The following is an 18,387-nucleotide window of genomic DNA, read 5'->3' as shown; positions in this document are numbered from 1 at the left end:
CTGGATTTCAGCCACAGGAGCAAAGGGCGAGGATGAAACACCAAGTGGTGGTGATGGGCCATGCAGTGATGCGCTTCAAAGTGACAAGGGAAACTTATTTCCTTTCATTATCACTTATTTTGCGCACTTAAAACTAACAAACAATCACCGCAGCATTTTTCCAACACACGCTCTGTTTTCACTCTGACTGACAGCCGGCACAGAACGGTTACGGAACTCTTGTCGCCCAGAGATCCTGTTGTGCAGGGGCCGTAGAGCCTGCATCCCCACCACGTAACAGGGCAATAACGATGTCGCCGATCTTTTTCGCAAGTAGCGGAGGCACTGCGTTCCCGACTTGGTGAAACTGCTCAGTTCTATTTCCCTGAAAAAAGTAGTTATCTGGAAAAGTTTGGAGCCTTGCGGCTTCCCGCACAGTCAGGCTCCGGCACTGTTTCGGATCGTAATGGATGAAATAGTGGCCGTCTTTCGAAATGTGACTGGTTACTGTCGTTGCGGGCCGATTTTGCAGCTGAACTCGAAAGCGATCCGAGAACTTTCCTGTCTCCCAGTTGTCATGGTTCGGCCGCAAACCTTGCAACGAGAACTCGGCATGCCCCTTCGGCGACCAGCCGAACGCATCAGCAAATGCTGCCGCAAACGCATACCGTCGCAGATCGGCGCGCATGTGCCCTCGCGCATCGTGATTCAGCCAGACTTCAAGGCGAGGGTCGTAATACCAGCCATCAAGCAATGTCGGATCATCTTCGTCGGAACCGATCTTGCGAAGCTGGTTGCCGCCCGTCCCTAGTCCCCGAGGGATCTCCGCGGACACCTCCTCGAGCACATGCCGCAATTCAGCCTGTGCTTTGCTAGCCGTGACCTCTCGAGCCATTTCGCGGAAGTGATTCGCCACGACCTCCCCCCAACTCTCGCTTGAATCGAGTTCCTTGCTGAGCCGGCTGCGCAACTTGGGCAACGAGCCTATGACCCGCGCGACTGTGACCTCGGCAACCTTCTCGATCTGCCCGGGCGACCCAAGGCCGATGTCATCGCGAACACCGATGAGAATTACGCGGTGCCGTGCCTGGGGAATTCCGTGCTGTTCTGCTTTAATCACGAAATCGTGCACATCGATTTTTCGGGGCGCATCCTTGGTGGAGAAGCTGGTACGGCAGGTCAGCGAGTGTATTCGGTATCCACTTCCGGAAGCCGGCATTTCCATTGCCCTGTCGGGATCCGAAAGATCGTGAAGGATCGTTTCAAAAATCTTTCTCCCGCCCACAGTCGCCGTAAGAATGCCCTTCACGTTCTCCATGACGAACACCGCAGGGCGGTACTTCTGGATGATCCGCAGGTACTCCTTGTAGAGAAAATGACGATGATCGTCTTCCGCGCGGTACTCGACCTTTCCGCGGTTGCGAGCCCGTCCGACAAGCGAATATGCTTGGCATGGCGGCCCACCGATCAGGACCCAAGGTATATCTGGCCCGAGTTCGTAAGCCGAGATTCGGCGGTCGAGCTCGTCATTGTCGGCAGGGTTACCGAGCTCCAGCTGCCGCGCTTCTTCGCCTGCCTCTATCCATTTGTCAAGGTTGGTATCGTCATGGGGAAGGTCTGCCTGCCCATTGCAAAATCGGTAATACGAATCGAGCGCATTCCCGCTTTGGCGCTTGAGCAAACGATAAAAGGCACGCAGACGAAGCGTATTGCGCGCAGAAGAATTCATTTCTGCGGATACAATTATCCTGAAAGGATCGCCCTTTACCGACGAAAATCCTTCACCAAGACCTCCCGGTCCAGCAAAGAGGTCAACAATCGGGATAGTACCCGCAAGATTGGATAGCGGTTCGATGAGCAACTTGGCCTAACGTGAAAACTTGCGTGGGGGAACAGGATACCAGGAAAAATGGACGTAGTCGATTCAGCCACGCGGTCGAGAATGATGGCCGGAATTCGTTCAAAAGACACAAAGCCGGAGATGACTGTGCGTAAATATCTCCACGCACAAGGTTTTCGCTTCCGTCTCCATACTCGTGACTTGCCTGGCTCCCCAGATCTGGTTCTCCCGAAGTACAAGGTCGCGATTTTTGTTCATGGTTGCTTCTGGCATCGGCATCATGGTTGCCGCTACGCCACGACACCCGCATCAAATGCCGGGCAATGGAACGAGAAATTCAACTCCAATATAGAGCGAGACATGCGAAAACAATCAGCACTTGAAGCAGCAGGGTGGCGAGTGCTTGTCGTCTGGGAGTGCGAGCTCCGCCGAAACTCGCAAACTCGGCTAGATCAGCTGTCCGTCGAGATCACCTCTTCGCCACTTCGAAAAGGCGTGTGTTAACGAGCAGTCTTGCATTCTGACGTGAGGCGCTTGCATTGTAAAGCAACCGCGCCACATCCATCTTTACTTGCCCATTTTCAGCGGGTTGCATTGAATGCAAGTGCATCCCTCGAGCTAGGGCGCAACTTCGCCATCTGCCCTAGCGGCCTCTCAATCCAGCGGAAGAACAATGCCCCCGCTGCCAAGCTAGCGATCCAAGCGAACAGCGTGCCGGCCGCCTGTAGGTGGGACTGGGTGGGGACAAACTGAGTGAACGCGGCATTGACCACGAGGCATACTGGGAAGTGAATCAGGAATACCGAGTAAGAAATCTTCGCTAAGCGATTCACCAGCGGCCACATTCCTGTTGGAGCAGTTTGCGTTCGTCCGCACAACATCAACACACAGGCCACCGCCAGGGCCACCGCGATACGGCTGCGAAAATCCAGCGTCAACGCCAGCAAGGCGGGCACCACCATCATCAGCAGCAAGAGCGCAACGGCGCGCGGGCGGCGTGCAGGATCGCTTGCCCACCATGCCAGCGCGCCCAGGCCGTAACTACCCAGGAAATACGGCGCCCACACATCCCAATCCGAATCCAGGTTGAAGTACAACAGTGAAGCGGCGACCACGATCGTCATCACGATCGGCATCAGCCAGGGCAGATTGCGCCCGCCAGCGAAGCGTCCGCATCCCCACAGCAGCAAGCTCATCGCCGCATACAACTGGAAATCGATCGCCACATACCAGGCCCCTGCGGACAAGGCTTCATAGCCGAGCACATCGTGCAGCAGCAAGGCATGCGCGCTCAGCTGGCCGAAACTCGGCGGTGCGGCGATGGAGTCATGGGTCATCCAGGTCGATGCCAATGCCGAGGCACCAATGGCCAGCAGCATCGCCACCAAGAACGGAGGCGCCAGCTTGAGGTAGCGGCGCCAAATGGTGGCAAGGGGATTGCTCAGGCCGGGCAATCCGCGCGGCGACAAGGATTTGGCAGCCAGGAAACCGCCCACAACAAGAAACACCTGCACCGCAATCCGCGCATCGGCGGCCAGCCAATCGAACAGCGCGGGCGCCAACTGGCGCGCGTGATCCGCCATCGGTCCATAGAACGCCAAGTGGTGCAACACGATCAGCTGCGCCGCCCCTGCCTTCAACAGATTGATCAAGAAAAATTGGTTACCACCGGCCCCGTTCGCTCGGGGCGCTGTTACGCCTGCTGCGCTCATTCCCACCTCATGCTTCGCACTATCGTCAACAATGCTTTCCGACCCTACCAAAGCACGCATTGATGCTGATATTGCCGACCGGGCCGCCATCATAGCCGAGCTTGTACAAGTGCTACCACGAGAAAGGTTAGCAATTGTTTCACGCTGACCAGAAGTTGCTGTGATTAGAGAAACAATTCCAGTCGCGCCAACCCGGCGCTGACGAGACGCGAACCGATTTTCGTCAGCGGGGCGTCCGCCTCACAACCGCCCGCAACCCCGCTACGCACCAGACCTTAAATCGCCTATGGCCTGTGATAACCTACCCTCATCAGGTAGCGGCTGCCGCAGAATGCCGTGGGATTGTGGGCTGGCCGGCAATGAAGCCGCGTTAGCCCAGCCTCCACAGATGAAATTCGAATCCAAGATCAAACTCGCCGCCTGCGCGATCATCCTTGTCATGTCGACCGTCGCTGCTTTGCCGATGGTCGTCAACAACCAGGTGACGACCGTGATGTCACAGCTGCGCGCCGCTGCCGACGTCGAGCGGCTGCAGATGACCTTGCTGGAGCAGCTGCTCAATGCCGAAACCGCGCAGCGCGGTTTCGTTGTCACCGGAAACGAACGCTTTCTCGAGCCGTATCACACGGCGATCAACACGATTCCTGCAACCCAGGAGGGGCTTCGCAAAGGCATGGCCAGCCCTGGCGAGGTTGCCCGCTTTGCCGTCATCGAGCGTGCCGCGGCAGCGAAAATGCATAACGTCGAGCAGGCAATCGTCCTGCGCCGTGAACAGGGTTTTGCCGCTGCAGCCACCTTCATCGCCACCGGCACCGGCAAGGCGCAGATGGATGGGCTGCGCCATTTGATCGGCGAGGAACTGGCAATGTATTCGCACCGGCGTGCCGAACTCGGCAATCAATTGTTGGCGACCTCGAATTCCGCCGCAAACGCCAGTCTCGTGGCAACGATTACGAACATCCTGTTCCTGGCCGGGGTGCTGGTTGCCGCTTCGCGCGTGCTGCGCCAGCGTGACGCGGCCGAGCGCAAGGCGCAGGACGCTGCCGACCAGACCCAACTGACAAGCGAGCGCATCTCGCTGCAAAACGCCCTGCTCTTCCGTAGCGCGGAACTGATGCATTCGCTGGAACTGGCCGAGACGGTCGACGAATCGGCCGGCGTCATCGCCAGCTATCTGCCGCGCGTGCTGCCGAAATTGTCCGGCAGCCTGTATCTGTACAACAACTCGCGCGATATCCTCGAGCGCAAGGCCGGCTGGGGCACGACCGAACACGAGCCGGACATCATCGAAGCGACGGATTGCTGGGCGCTGCGGCGCGGCAGTCCGCACCAGTTCGGCCCGAACGGGGGCCTGGCCTGCCGCCACGTGCCGAAGGTCGATACCGGCCGCCTGTGCCTGCCGCTGGTGACGCAGGGCGACGTGATCGGCTGCCTGACGGTGGCGGGCGACGAGCTGCTGGACGCGGCCGAAGACCAGCGCGCCTGGATCGGCCAGCTCGCCGAGCAGCTCGGCCTGGCGCTGAGCAATGTGCGCCTGCGCGTGTCGCTGCGCCAGCAATCGATCGTCGATCCGCTCACGCAGCTCTACAACCGGCGCTACCTCGACGAGGTGCTCAAGCGCGAGATGGCGCGCGCCAGCCGGAACGATGCGCCCCTGAGCGTGCTGATCCTCGACCTCGACCATTTCAAGCGCATCAACGATACCTTCGGCCACGAGGGCGGCGACGCCATCCTGCGCAAGGTGGCGCTGACGCTACGCGAAGGCATCCGCGCCTGCGACGTCGCCTGCCGCATGGGCGGCGAAGAAATGGTGGTGCTGCTGGCCGACTGCGGCCAGGACAATGCGCTCATGCGCGCCGAAGCCCTGCGCCTGGCGATCGCCGCCGGCGACGTGCTGCACGACGGCAAACGCATCGGTGCGACCGCATCGATCGGGGTGGCATCCTATCCCCAGCACGGCAACAACATGCAGCTGCTGATGCACGCGGCCGACCTGGCGCTGTACGAGGCCAAGCACGAGGGCCGCAACTGCGTACGGGTGGCCAAGGAGCATAGCGGGACGCAGGTTCCCCCCGCGGCGCAGGACGGGGCCGGGATCTGACCGCGGACGGCGGGCTACATCCGGTCCAGCAACTGCAGCGCCGCCCGGTCACTCATCACCAGCACCAGCTTCAACCGCGCGCGCGTCATGCCGACGAAGAGTTTACGCAGCACCAGGTCCGTCATCTCCTCGAAGTCGATTTCCGTGAAAATCAGCGCCGGCGCTGATTGCCCCTTGAAACGATAGACGGATTCGGCCAGCAGCCCGCCTTCCCGAAATACCGGGTTGCCGAACAGGTCATACGAACCCGTGAACAACTTCAGCGTATGCGCGTCGCTCAGCTTGTCGATATTCAGGATGGCCGACTTTTCCCGCCCCCTGAACGAGCAAATGGCGATGTCGTGGCGGCCGAAGCCTGCGGCCAGGCAAGTCGTCACGGCACGCCGGGTCTGCGCCAGCATCGCCTCGACGTCGCCTTCGGGATAGGTCAGCTCCTCGATGTCGGCGCCCTTGAAGGGGCTGCCGGCCTCCACCGCTTCGCTGGCGGCGCCGATCGATTTGAGCATCTGCACGATCTGGCGCGGGCTGCGGTAATTCGTGTCGGAATGCAGCTTCACCCAGCCTGGCAGCGTCACCATCTGCTTGCCATACAGGTTCTGGTCCGGGTCTTCCAGCCAGATCGCACGCCCGCCGGGTTTGACCATGCCCAGCACGATGTCGCGCCAGGAACTGGAAAAATCCTGGCCTTCGTCGACGATCAGCACGTCGTACTGCCAGGTTTCCGGCAGCGCCACCTCGGCCAGCGCCTTTTCGATGTCGTTCCAGACTTCGGGCGAGGAGTAATCCGGCGTGACGTCCTGGGCGCGCATGTAGGCGTCGCACAGCATGTGGAAGGTCGACACGCGTCCGCCCGGCGGCACCAGGCGCTCGATGTGGTCGGCCAGCGGCCGGTTGAAGCACACATATAGAGGGCGCAGGCCGGCGTCGAGCGCGGCGGTATATTCGGCCAGCGCCAGCTGCGTCTTGCCGCTGCCGGCCGTGCCGGCCACGCGCAGGCGGTAGGGAGAAAACTCCAGCCGCCGCGCCCAGGTGGCCAGGCCGCCGGACAATCTCGTCACCATCTGCGTGGCCGAGCCGATCATCGAACTCGGGTCGGGCCGCAGGCTGAGCGTGTCGCCGAGGAAGCGCGTCACCTTGTCGAAGTCCTCGGTTTTCTCGGTAATCGGCAGCGCCTCGCGGATGATGCGTCCCAGCCGGCCCTTGTTGGTGGCGTCGATGATGTGGCGCGGGTCGATGCCGGCCAGGTTCGGGTCGCGCACCGTGTAATCCGGGCAGTACAGCAGGTAGTCGATCGACAGCTCGCCCTGGTAACGGCGCGTCAGGCCCTCGATGGTGTGCAGGATATGGGCGCGGATCTTGCGCGGTTTACCTTGAAAATTCTTCAGCAGGCCGTCGCGCGTTTCGTTGAGGAGGCCCGCCACCTGCTCGATCAGCAGCATGCGTCCGTTCGGGGCGACGATGATGAAGTCGACGTCGCCATATACCGAGTAACCCTGCTCGACGTTCGTCCAGTGCACGCCGTGGTAGATGTGGTAGGGCGTATCGGACAGGCGCTGCTCGAGCAGGGCCAGGGTTTCGATCTCGCGTGCGGCATTCCCGGTGACGGACATCTCGCGCCAGCCGGCAGGATGGATTTGGGCCATGGGATCGGGCTTCGCAGATATAAAGGTAGCAAGATTGTAAGGCTGTTCACGCGAAGGAAACACACCTTTCAAACCGTGCGCGCGTGGAGCGCGGCCGCGGGGGCCGGATACGGGCGCCGCAGCCCCGCAAAGCCTCCCTGAACGGTTGGGCCGTGCGCTACAATCGGATATTTTCCACTTGCGAATGCCCATGATGAGGCTACATCCGGAAGGCCTGGATTTCGGCGGATTGAAACACATCCTGTCGGAAGCGGTGCGCGGCGCGTCCCATGACGCCATCCTGCACAGCCTGCTGGAAGAAGCACGCCGGCTGATCGGCGACACCTGGGCGGCGCTCTACGTCATCGACGAAGTGGAAGGCGACCTCACCATGGCCGCCGCCAGCGGCCTGCCGGCGCAGCTCGCGGCGGCGCTGGCGCGCTTGCCGATCGGCCCCGACGGGAGCGTATGCGGCCGGGCCGTGCACGGCGCCGCGCCCGTCGTCGTCGCGGATGTGGCGCGCGATCCGCTGCCACCTCCTTACCGGGACCTGGCCGCGGCCCACGGAGTCGGCGCCTGCTGGTCGTTTCCGCTGCATTCCCCGAGCGGACGGGTACTGGGCACGCTGACGTTCTATCACGCGGCCGCGCGCACACCGAGCCCTGCCCTGGCCGCCGAAATCGGCTACTTCACGGATCTGCTGGCGCTGCTGACCGAACGCCACCTGCGCGAACAGGACAGCACCGCGCGCCAGGACGCCGCCGAGCGCGAACTGGCCACGCTGCACGAAGAGTCCGAGCGGCGCCGGCGGCTGTACGAAACCGTGCTGTCGGCAACGCCCGACCTGGTCTATGTGTTCGACCTCGAGCACCGCTTCACCTTCGCCAACGCCGTGCTGCTGAAATTGTTGGGCAAGACGCTCGAGGAAGCGGTCGGCAAGACCTTCCTGGAACTGGGCTACGAGCCCTGGCATGCGGCCATGCACGACCGCGAGATCGAACAGGTGAAGGCGACCAGAAAGCCGATCCGTGGCGAAGTGCCTTTTACCGGCACTGTCGGACCGCGCATCTACGATTACATCTTCGTGCCCATCCTCGGGCCCGACGGCGAAGTCGAGGCGGTGGCCGGCACTACCCGCGACGTTACCGAACGCAAGCGCTTCGAAGAGGAATTGCGCGACAGCGAACTGCGCTTTCGCACCATCACGAATGCCATGCCGCAGATGGTGTGGACGGCGCTGCCCGACGGCACGGTCGACTACCACAACGAGCAGTTCTACGCCTTTGTCGGCATGGCGGCCGGCACCGCCGAGGGCACGGCCTGGGCCGAGAGCCTGCTGCATCCCGACGACCGCGAGCCCGGCCGGGCGCGCTGGGAGCACAGCGTGGCGACCGGCGACCCCTACGAAATCACCTACCGCGCGCGCCACCACTCGGGCGAGTACCGCTGGATCTTGGCGCGCGGCCGTCCGCTGCGCGACGAGAGCGGCGTCATCGTCAAGTGGCTCGGGACCGACACCGACATCCACGAGAGCAAGCTGAACGAAGAAGCGCTGCAGGCCGCGAACCACCGCAAGGACGAGTTCCTGGCGATGCTAGCGCACGAGCTGCGCAATCCCCTGGCGCCGATCAGCGCCGCCGCCCAGGTGCTGCGCCTGATGCCGCACAACGCCGACAAGGTGCGCCAGTACAGCGAGGTCATTTCGCGCCAGGTCAGCCACATGACGACGCTGGTCAACGATCTGCTGGACGTCTCGCGCGTCACGCGCGGCATGGTGCAGCTGGAACAGAGCGAAGTGGACGTCAAATCCGTCGTCACCAGCGCCGCCGAGCAGGTGCATCCGCTGGTGGAGGGCGGAGGGCATGCGCTGGCGCTGCAGCTCGGTTCGGCCCGTGCCTGCGTGCTGGGCGACCGCGCGCGCCTGATCCAGGTCACGGCCAACCTGCTGGCCAACGCTGCCAAGTACACGCCGCGCGGCGGCACCATCACCCTGGCGGTCGATGTCGAAGACGGCAAGGTGCGCATCGTCGTCAGCGACAACGGCAACGGCATCGACGCGGCGCTGCTGCCGCACGTGTTCGACCTGTTCGTGCAGGGCAAGCGCACGCCGGACCGGGCCGGTGGCGGCCTTGGCCTCGGCCTGGCGCTGGTAAAGAATATCGTTGGCATGCATGGCGGCCAGGTCGCGGTGCACAGCGAGGGGCGGGGCGCGGGGCGCGCTTCACGGTCGAGCTGCCGTCGATGGCGGCGAGAGCGCGCCGCAGGCGCCATCGGCCCCCGTCCTGCCCGCGGCCACGGCAATGTGCGCCGCGCGGCCGCTGCGCATCCTGCTGGTGGACGACAACGTCGACGCCGCCGCCACCCCGGGTGCCCTGCTGGGCGCGGCCGGCCACCAGGTCGACACGATCAACGACCCCTACCGGTACAGGACGCCGCGCTGGCCGCGCCGCCCGACGTCTTCATCCTCGACATCGGCATGCCCGGCATCGACGGCCACGAGCTGGCACGCCGCCTGCGTACCGCACCCGCGCTGCAGGTGGCGCGCTATGTCGCACTGACCGGCTACGGGCAGTCAAGCGACCTCGAATCGTCGCGCCAGGCCGGCTTCGACCACCATTTCGTCAAGCCGGTCGACGCCGCCGCACTGATCGCCGCGCTCGCCGAGATCGCGCCGTAGAGCGTGTGAAAAAATGGTCAGGGCAAGGCGCATCGTCGAAGACAGTACGAGGGTACGGCGAGATGATGCAACGCGGCCATGGCCATTTTTTCACACGCTCGTAGGGTGGCGCAGTCGCCACCGTTTGCCACGCGCAACCGCTCCTGCGCACGCGGGTGGGTGGTAAACGCGACGGCAAACTGCCGGGTTGCCATTGATGCTAGACTGCTGGGCGCCGGCCCTGCCGGTTCAGCGACCACCACAACGCAGCAGCAATGCCGGAGTTCCCGTTCCCGATGCGCGATTCATCCCTGCTCAACAACCTGACCTCGAGCTCGGTCGTCACCGCGACCTGCATTCTCGGACTGCTCTACTTCGGACGCGACGTGCTCGAGCCGCTGGCGCTGGCCTCGATCCTGAGCCTGGTGCTCGCGCCCCTGATCCGCGGCCTGCGCCGCGTCGGCTTCCGGCGCCTGCCGGCGACCCTGGTCTCGGTGCTGCTGGCCGGCACCTGCGTGATCGGCGCCGGTACCATCCTCGCCTTCCAGCTGGTCGCCGTCACCGGCGATTTGCCGCAATACCGCGCCGCCATCCGCTCGAAGATCGAACGCGTGCGCGAGATCACCGAGCGTCCGTTCGCGCGCCTGGAGGCCGAACTGAGCGCGGTGGCGCCGCAGGCACCGGTGCCGCCCCCGCCGCCGGTGACGGTCAAGCGCGGCACGCTCACCACCGGCGCCAATCAACCGCTGCCGGTGGAAATCCGCGCCCCGCGCGCCACCACCCGCGACACGCTGGCACGCCTGTTCGCGCTGGCCTGGGGGCCGATCGGCGAGGCCGGCCTGGTGCTGGTGCTGCTGGTATTCATCCTGCTCGAACACGAATCCCTGCGCGACCGTGCGATCCGCCTGGCGGGCCAGGCCGAGATCAGCCGCACCGTGCGCGCCCTGTCCGACGCCACCCGCGGCGTGTCGCGCTTTTTCCTGTCGCAATTCGTCGTCAACCTCACTTTCGGCAGCCTGATCGGCGTGCTGCTGTGGGGCTTCGGCGTGCCGCATGCGGCGCTGTGGGGCGCGCTCAGCGGCCTGCTGCGCTTCGTGCCCTACCTCGGCATCATGGTGGCGGGGGTGCTCATCGCCACGTTCGTCGCCGCCATCGATCCGGGCTGGAGCCTGGCGCTGTCCTGCCTGGCGGTATTCGTCGCGCTGGAACTGTTCGTGGCAAACGTGGTTGAGCCGAAGGTATATGGGCACAGCTCGGGCCTGTCGCCGCTGGCCGTGATCGTCTCGGCCCTGTTCTGGGGCGCCCTGTGGGGTCCGGTCGGGCTGCTGCTGTCGACGCCACTGACCCTGTGCCTGGTGGTGGCGGGGCGCCACGTGCGGGCGCTGGAACCGGTCACCATCCTGCTGGGGGAAGTGCCGAACGTGAACACGGCGCAGCGCTTTTACCAGCGCGCGCTGGGCGGCGAGACCCACGCCATCCTGGCCGATGCGAAATCCTATCTGGCGCGCCACAGCTTCGCCCGCTATTGCGACCAGATCCTGCTGCCGGGCATTTCGCTGGCCGCGGCCGAACAGCGCAGCGGCCAGATCGAAATGAACCGGGCGCGCGCATCCGCAGCACCATCGCCGAGGTTGCCGCTACGCTGACGCCGGTGTCGGGCTCGTCGCGGCGGCGGCGCCAGCGTGTCGCTGCTCGATGCGAATGTCGGCGCCCACCTGCGCCAGATGCGCGAAGCCCGCCTCGGCCGCTGGCAGGGCTCGCTCGACGTGCCGGCGCATTCCGTGGTGCTGTGCGCGGGCCTGGGCACCGAACGCGACGACCTGCTCAGCGAACTGCTGGTGCGCGCCCTGCGCGAACTCGACATCGATGCGCGCAGGGTCGTCGTTGGAACCGAGCAGGACAATCCCGGCCCGCAGACGGCCGACCTGGTGTCGACCGTGTTCATCACCTATCCGGTCGAATCGATGCTGGACCAGTGGCAGCGCGTGGCCGACGAATTGCGCGCCGCCCTGCCGCACGCGCTGCTGGTGACGATCCGCCTGCCCTTCGGCGAAACCGCCGCCAACCAGAACGTGGTGCAGCAGCATGTCGACATGGTGCTGCGTTCGTTCGAGGAAAGCCTGGCCTTCGTGGTGCCGGAACGCGCCGCCCAGGCGTGAAGGCAGGCGTCAAGGCGGCGCGGGCGCGCTTGTGTATCATGCAAGCGCGCCCTCCTAAGTACTCGACCGAAAATAAATGGGAATTTTGGCAAACAGAACCGGATGCGGTGCAAGGCGGCGGCTGCGCCGCAGTGCGAGCACTGCAAGCAGGAGCCAACGCAGCAACGCGTCGGTTCTGGCAGCCAAAAACACATTTATTTTTGGGTGAGTACTTAAACTGCCATGACCTACCGACTCGCCATCTTCGACTTCGACGGCACGCTGGCCGACTCGTTTCCGTTCTTCCTGAGCGTGTTCAACCAGATCGCCGACCAGCATGGCTTCAGCCGCATCGACCCAGGCCAGGCCGAACGCCTGCGCCACGCGGGCACGCGCGAGGTGATGCGCCACGTCGGCATGCCCGCCTGGAAGCTCCCCTTGGCCGCCGCCAGCTTCAAGAGCCTGATGAGCGCGAATGCGGGGCAGATCCGCCTGTTTCCCCATATCGACCACGCGCTGCGCGAACTGGCCCGCGGCGGCATCACGCTGACCATCGTCTCGTCGAATTCGGAACAGAACGTGCGCCGGTGCTGGGGCCGGAACTGGCCGGCCTGATCAGCCAGTACGAATGCGGCGCCTCGGTCTTCGGCAAGACCGCGCGCATCCGCAAGGTGATCCGGCGCGCGGCGGTGGTGCCAGGCGCGGCGCTCTACATCGGCGACCAGGCCACCGACGCCGACGCCGCCCGCCGCGCCGGCATCGCCTTTGCCGCCGTGCACTGGGGCTATGCGCCAATCGAGGCGCTGCGCAAGGTGGAGCCGGAACACGAGTTCGAGGCGCCGCTGTCGCTGGTGGCGATCGCGTCGATGGTGGCGGAACGATAAGACGTCGGGCAGTATCGATTGGCGAACAGGTGCGGGCGTCAGCAAGAAATTACTTCGCATGCTAAACTTTCGCAATCAAACCAAAATGCGAAGCGCATGGACTCCCTCGACCACACCCTGATGCAACTGACCACCGCCCTCACCCAGGCCTCCCGGGCGTATAAATCGATGGCCGACAAGGTTGCCTCCGAATACAGCCTGTCGCAGGCCACAGCGCTGCCCGTGCTGATCCTGGGCCGTCTTGGCGCGGAAGGCGTGCGTCCCGGCGTGCTGGCCGACGCCTTGGGGCTGGAAGCGTCCTCGCTGGTGCGTGTGGTCGACCTCCTGATCGACAACGGCCTGATCGAACGCCGCGAGGATCCGCAGGACCGGCGCGCGAAGATCCTGCAACTGACCGATGACGGCACCACCCGCGCGGCGCAGATGGAAGCGGCCCTGATTCCGTTTCGCCGCAGCGTGTTCGGCGAATGCGACCCGGCCGACATCGATGCCTGCCTGCGCGTGCTGACCTGCATCCAGTCGCGCATTGGCAAGCCAAGCGAGCAGAATCCAGACAAAGCGTGAAGCTGCCGTCGAAAAACGAGGCGCTCTTTTCGCTGAAAAGTTTCGCCGCCGCGATGCTGGCGCTCTACATCGCGATGCGCATCGGCTTGCCACGTCCGTTCTGGGCGCTGATGACGGCCTACATCGTCGCCGCGCCCTTCGCAGGACCCACCCGCTCGAAAGCCGTGTACCGCTTCGGCGGCACGCTGCTGGGGGCGCTGGCCACGGTGCTGATCGTGCCAGCTTTTGCAAATTCTCCCGAACTGCTGTCGCTGGCGCTGGCCTTGTGGGTGGGCGGCTGCCTGTACCTGTCGCTGCTGGACCGCACGCCCCGTTCCTATGTCGTGATGCTGGCCGGTTACACCGCGGGCCTGATCGCTTTTCCTGCCGTGAACGATCCCGGCACCATCTTCGACATCGCGCTGGCCCGCGTCGAGGAAATCCTGCTCGGCATCAGCTGCGCCACCGTCGTGCATTCGCTGGTCTTTCCGCAGGGTTTCGGCCCGGTGATGCTGGCCCGCCTGGACCACGCGCTGCGCGACGCCCAGGCCTGGATTGCGGACGCGCTGGCCCCGGGCGGCACGCCGCAGAGCGCGCTCGATCGCAGGAAGCTGGCCGGAGATATCACGGAATTGCGCATGATGGCCGTGCACCTGCCTTTCGACACTTCGCACCTGCGCTGGACCGCGCAGGCCATCCACGCGCTGCAGGAAAGGCTGGCGGCGATGGTGCCGCTGCTCTCCGCAGTGGAAGACCGGCTGCGCGCTGCGCGAACTGGGCGCCCTGGAAGCCTCGTCGCGCTGGCACGCGCTGCTGGCCGATATCACCGCCTGGACCGGTGCCCGCCGCGACGCAACCCTGGCCACCACGCCGGCCGCCCTGCATGGCGCCATCGCTGCCCTCACACCACAGCCGGGGCGCCATGCGGACTGGCCGCAACTGCTGGAACTGAATGTGGGTGCCCGCCTGCGCGCGCTGGTCGACCTGTGCGTGGAAGCGCGCACGCTGCGCGGCCAGATTGGAGAAGGTGCGGACGGCCGCATGCCGCGCCCGGGCCGCGACCTGGCCGGCGTCAAGCCGCAGGCGCTGCACCTGGACCGCGGCCTGGCGATGGTTTCCGCGCTGGCGGCCGTGATCGCGACCCTGGCCGGCTGCGCCTTCTGGATCCTGACCGGCTGGCCGGCTGGCGCCGCGGTGCCGATGATGGCCGCCGTCATGTCCTGTTTCTTCGCCACCCAGGACGACCCGGTGCCTTTCATTAAAGGCTTCCTGGTGTGGACAATCTATTCGATCCCGCTGTCGGCCTTTTATCTGCTGGCGGTGCTGCCGGCCATCCACAGCTTCGAGATGTTCGTGCTGGCGGCCGCGCCCGTGTTCCTGGTGCTGGGCGTCCTGATTGCGCGTCCAGCCACCTTCGGCAAGGCCATGCCTTTCATGTTCGGCATCGCCGGCACCCTGGCCATGCAGGACACGAATACCGCCGACGCCGCCTCCTTCATCAATGCGACGCTGGCGCAACTGGCCGGCCTGGCGCTGGCGGTGCTCGTCATCGGCATGTTCCGCAGCGTCGGTGCCGGCTGGACCGCGCGCCGCCTGCTGCGCGCCGGCTGGGGAGAACTGGCGCGCATCGGCGATGGCCGGCAAGTGCCTTCCGTGCCGGAATTCTCGGCACGCATGGTCGACCGCATCGCCCTGCTGACGCCGCGCCTGGCGATGGCCGGCTTTCACGCGGATTTGCAGGCGGCCGATGCCCTGGTCGACCTGCGCATCGGCCTGAACATGACGCAGCTGCGCGCCGCCAGCGGCGAACTCGGCCGCAGCCAGGCCGCGCTATGGGCGCTGCTGGAACACCTGGCGCAGCATTTCGCGGCGCGGCCGCAGGTCGACACGCTGGAAGACGCGCACCTGCTCGCTTCGCTCGACAATGCGCTGCGCTCGGTGGCCGCCGCCCAGGGGGCAATGCGCGGCAGCAGGCGCTGGCGGCGCTGGCCGGCATCCGCCGCGACCTGTTCCCGCAGGCGCCCCCGTACCAACCCTCACCCCTGCTTGAAAAGGAGATCCGATGATCGGCGAAGTCAGCCTCTACGGCATCTATTTCCCGCCGCTGTTGCTGCTGGCCCTGCTCGCGCTCGTGGTCTCGCGCCTCGTCAACCGCGTGCTGGCGCGCACCGGCTTTTATCGCCATGTCTGGCATCCGGCGCTGTTTGATTTTTCGCTGTTCGTCATCGTGCTGGGCATGCTTGCCTACCTTTGTTCCAACCTGTTTTGAGATGGTCATGAAATTCAATCCCCGAGCAATCACCCGCGTCGGCATCACCCTGCTGGCCACCGCCGGCGCCGTCTATGCGGGCTGGCAGCTGTGGCGCCACTATGAAATCGAACCCTGGACGCGCGATGGCCGCGTCAAGGCCTATGTGGTGCAGGTCGCGCCCGACGTCACCGGCCAGGTCACGAAGGTGTATGTGCACGACAACCAGCAGGTGCAAGCCGGCGACGTCCTGTTCGACATCGACCGTGCCCGCTTCGAACTCGCGCTGCGCCAGGCCGAAGCGGCCGAGCAGGCGGCGCGCGCGTCGCTCTCCCAGGCCGAACGCGAGGCGCGCCGCAATGTCCAGCTGGGCGACCTGGTGGCCCAGGAAGCGCGCGAGCAGGGCCAGTCGCGCGTCGAGCAGGCCCGTGCGGCGCTGGCGCAAGCGCTCGTCAACCGCGATACCGCGCGCCTGAACCTGGAACGTACGCGGGTGGTGTCGGTGGTGAGCGGTTCCGTCACCAACCTGGACCTGCGTCCCGGGGCGTATGTCAGCGCCAGCCACCCGGTGATGGCCCTGGTCGACCGGGCCTCCTTCTACGTCGAAGGCTATTTCGAGGAAACCAAGCTGGGCGCAATCCACCTCGGCGATCCAGTCGCGGTGTCGCTGATGGGCGCAGGCCAGAAACTCAGCGGCCACGTCGAAAGCTTCGCCGAAGGCATCTCGGACCGCGACCGCAGCACCGGCACCAACATGCTCCCGAATATCAACCCGACCTTCAACTGGGTCCGCCTGGCCCAGCGCATTCCGGTGCGGGTGGCGCTCGACCCGGTGCCGGCCAATGTGCGCCTGGTGGCGGGCCAGACCGCGACCGTGCAGGTGCTGCCGGCCGTTGCGCGCCCTGCCACGCCGGCACCGGCGCACACCATGGCGGCCTCACATAAGCGGGGCGCATGATGGCTGCCCGCCGTACTTTCCTCAAGCTGCTGCCGCTGCTGCTGGTCGCCGCCTGCTCGACCACGGTCGGTCCCGACTACCGGGTGCCGGCGCAAGCCGTCGTGGCGCGTCCTGAAGCGGCCACGCCTTTCCTCGGCGCCGCCGACAAGCCGTTCAGCGCGCAGCCGCTGCCAGCGCAGTGGTGGCGCCTGTACCGCGACGCCACGCTGGACGGCCTGGTCGACAAGCCCCGGCGGCGAATACCGACCTGCGCGTGGCGGCCGCCAACCTGGAGCGTTCGCGCGCCGTCGTCGCCGAGGCCGAGCAATTGCAGCGCCCGGGCGTGGACCTGTCCGCGGCGCCCGCGTTCGGCCGTGCGGCCGGTGCTGTCAGCGGCGTGCCGCACGCGCTGCCGGACCGCGCCAGCTACGACACCGGCCTGCACGTGTCGTACCAGCTCGACCTGTTCGGCAAGATCCGGCGCGCCGTCGAAGCGGCCGGCGCCGATGCCGACGCCGCCCAGGCCGCGCTCGACCTGGCACGGGTGACGGTGACCGCCGACACCGCGCGCGCCTACGCCGATGCCTGCGCCACCGGCCAGCAGATCGTGATCGCGCGGCAGTCCGTCGCCTTGCAGGACAAGTTCGTGCGCTCCACCGCCCAGCGGGTGAAGCTTGGCCGCGGCACCGCCCTCGACAACAGCCGCGCGCGGGGCCAACTGGAACAATTGCGCGCAGCGCTGCCACCATTGGAAGCACAGCGGCGCGCCGCCCTGTACCGTCTTGCCGTGCTGACCGGTGACGTTCCCGGCCGCTTTCCGCCGGCGGTGGCCCAATGCGAACGCGCGCCGCAACTGGCATCGACCATTCCAGTCGGCGACGGTGCCGCCCTGCTGCGGCGGCGACCGGACATTCGCCAGGCCGAACGCCAGCTGGCCGCCACCACCGCGCGCATCGGCGTGGCCACCGGCGAGCTGTATCCGGCGATCAGCCTGGGCCTGTCCGCCGGCAGCAGCGGCACCCTGTCCGGCTTCGGCGAAGGCAACACGCTGCGCTACAGCCTGGGCCCCCTGATTTCGTGGAGCCTGCCGGCCACCGGCACGGCGCGCATGCACATCGCCCAGGCCGAAGCGGGAACGGGCGGCGCGCTGGCGCGCTTCGACGGCGTGGTGCTGAACGCCCTGCGCGAAACCGAGACGGCGCTCAGCACCTATGCGCGCGAGCTCGACCGCAATGCGGCCCTGCGCGCGGCACGCGACCAAAGTGCGCTGGCGGCACAGCAGGCCGACAGGCTGTACCGCTTCGGCCGCACCGATTTCCTCACCACCCTCGACGCCCAGCGCACGCTGGCGACCAGCGAGGCGGCGGTGGCGGCATCGAATGCGGCGCTGGCGAGCGATCAGGTGACGCTGTTCCTGGCGCTGGGTGGGGGGTGGGAAGGGGCACCACGCTGATCACGGATCGTTGGCGGCTCCGGATTTCGGTAGGGTGGGCACCCCGTGCCCATGCGATAACTGCGCGCGTATATCGCTTGCGGTGAATGGTCGCTGCCGCGGTCTGAAACGTATGGACTGGCTGATCGATATCCGGTACGGCTCGCGGAGCCGATGCGAGCGCTCAGTCATCGATCCGGAACTGGCGGACACGACGGTACCGCGTGGGCACGGGGTGCCCACCCTACGAAACCGTCCACGGTGACCGTAGGGTGGACGCGGCCGGCGAGGCGGC

General features: G+C 65.5%; 13 protein-coding genes and 2 pseudogenes. 12 read left to right on the top strand and 3 right to left on the bottom strand.

What is annotated here, in order from left to right; translation table 11 throughout:
• Positions 1 to 208 precede the first annotated feature (208 nt).
• Positions 209 to 1,840, bottom strand: a complete 1,632-nt coding sequence (locus tag G4G28_RS01420; RefSeq protein ID WP_229425380.1) for a DNA cytosine methyltransferase — start codon at positions 1,838 to 1,840, stop codon at positions 209 to 211.
• Positions 1,841 to 1,888: 48 nt separating this feature from the next.
• On the opposite strand from G4G28_RS01420, the gene G4G28_RS01415 reads away from it, so the two are divergent.
• The gene (locus tag G4G28_RS01415) at positions 1,889 to 2,323 is read left to right on the top strand and encodes a very short patch repair endonuclease (protein ID WP_182990576.1); all 435 of its coding nucleotides are present in this window, start codon (positions 1,889 to 1,891) and stop codon (positions 2,321 to 2,323) included.
• A gap of 77 nt (positions 2,324 to 2,400) precedes the next feature.
• Here G4G28_RS01415 and G4G28_RS01410 read toward each other — a convergent pair whose 3' ends face one another.
• Entirely contained in the window at positions 2,401 to 3,531 is a 1,131-nt protein-coding gene (locus G4G28_RS01410) for an acyltransferase (protein WP_182990575.1), read from the bottom strand.
• A 388-nt stretch (positions 3,532 to 3,919) separates the two neighbouring features.
• Between G4G28_RS01410 and G4G28_RS01405 the strand changes: the two genes are divergently transcribed.
• Positions 3,920 to 5,632 carry a diguanylate cyclase gene (locus tag G4G28_RS01405; RefSeq protein ID WP_182990574.1) on the top strand — a complete coding sequence of 571 codons (1,713 nt, stop codon included), beginning with the start codon at positions 3,920 to 3,922 and terminating at the stop codon, positions 5,630 to 5,632.
• 14 nt (positions 5,633 to 5,646) lie between these two features.
• On the opposite strand, the gene G4G28_RS01400 is transcribed toward G4G28_RS01405, so the two are convergent.
• Positions 5,647 to 7,275 (bottom strand): ATP-binding domain-containing protein, encoded by a 1,629-nt coding sequence (locus G4G28_RS01400; protein WP_182990573.1) that lies wholly within the window; start codon positions 7,273 to 7,275, stop codon positions 5,647 to 5,649.
• Between the two features lie 190 nt (positions 7,276 to 7,465).
• Here G4G28_RS01400 and G4G28_RS01395 point away from each other — a divergent pair, with 190 nt between their 5' ends.
• The 10 genes and pseudogenes from G4G28_RS01395 (at position 7,466) to G4G28_RS01360 (ending at position 18,113) form a co-directional block, all read left to right on the top strand.
• A complete protein-coding gene (locus G4G28_RS01395) occupies positions 7,466 to 9,931 on the top strand; it encodes a PAS domain-containing protein (protein ID WP_183107960.1) in 2,466 nt (821 codons plus the stop codon).
• Between the two features lie 254 nt (positions 9,932 to 10,185).
• A complete protein-coding gene (locus tag G4G28_RS01390) occupies positions 10,186 to 11,556 on the top strand; it encodes an AI-2E family transporter (RefSeq protein ID WP_229507849.1) in 1,371 nt (456 codons plus the stop codon).
• Positions 11,557 to 11,592: 36 nt separating this feature from the next.
• Positions 11,593 to 12,069 (top strand): hypothetical protein, encoded by a 477-nt coding sequence (locus G4G28_RS25050; protein ID WP_229507848.1) that lies wholly within the window; start codon positions 11,593 to 11,595, stop codon positions 12,067 to 12,069.
• A gap of 222 nt (positions 12,070 to 12,291) precedes the next feature.
• Positions 12,292 to 12,663 carry an HAD hydrolase-like protein gene (locus tag G4G28_RS25045; RefSeq protein WP_229425378.1) on the top strand — a complete coding sequence of 124 codons (372 nt, stop codon included), beginning with the start codon at positions 12,292 to 12,294 and terminating at the stop codon, positions 12,661 to 12,663.
• Complete coding sequence (locus G4G28_RS25040) at positions 12,636 to 12,932, top strand: HAD hydrolase-like protein (RefSeq protein ID WP_229425377.1); 297 nt, start codon at positions 12,636 to 12,638, stop codon at positions 12,930 to 12,932. Before G4G28_RS25045 ends, G4G28_RS25040 begins: the two co-directional genes overlap by 28 nt.
• 96 nt (positions 12,933 to 13,028) lie before the next feature.
• On the top strand, positions 13,029 to 13,496 hold the full coding sequence (locus G4G28_RS01380; RefSeq protein WP_182990571.1) for a MarR family winged helix-turn-helix transcriptional regulator: 468 nt from the start codon (positions 13,029 to 13,031) through the stop codon (positions 13,494 to 13,496).
• Positions 13,400 to 15,377, top strand: a pseudogene (locus tag G4G28_RS28775) (FUSC family protein); the annotation flags it as partial. The gene G4G28_RS01380 and the pseudogene G4G28_RS28775, both read left to right, overlap by 97 nt.
• A gap of 160 nt (positions 15,378 to 15,537) precedes the next feature.
• The gene (locus G4G28_RS01370; protein ID WP_182990570.1) at positions 15,538 to 15,744 is read left to right on the top strand and encodes a DUF1656 domain-containing protein; all 207 of its coding nucleotides are present in this window, start codon (positions 15,538 to 15,540) and stop codon (positions 15,742 to 15,744) included.
• Between the two features lie 7 nt (positions 15,745 to 15,751).
• Positions 15,752 to 16,681 (top strand): HlyD family secretion protein, encoded by a 930-nt coding sequence (locus G4G28_RS01365; protein ID WP_183107959.1) that lies wholly within the window; start codon positions 15,752 to 15,754, stop codon positions 16,679 to 16,681.
• A pseudogene (locus G4G28_RS01360) lies at positions 16,678 to 18,113 on the top strand (efflux transporter outer membrane subunit). Before G4G28_RS01365 ends, G4G28_RS01360 begins: the two are co-directional and overlap by 4 nt.
• Positions 18,114 to 18,387: the final 274 nt, after the last annotated feature.

Origin of the sequence: Massilia sp. Dwa41.01b, from assembly GCF_014171775.1 — a bacterium.
Taxonomy (GTDB): domain Bacteria; phylum Pseudomonadota; class Gammaproteobacteria; order Burkholderiales; family Burkholderiaceae_D; genus Telluria.
This window is presented reverse-complemented; position numbering and strand designations above follow the sequence as displayed.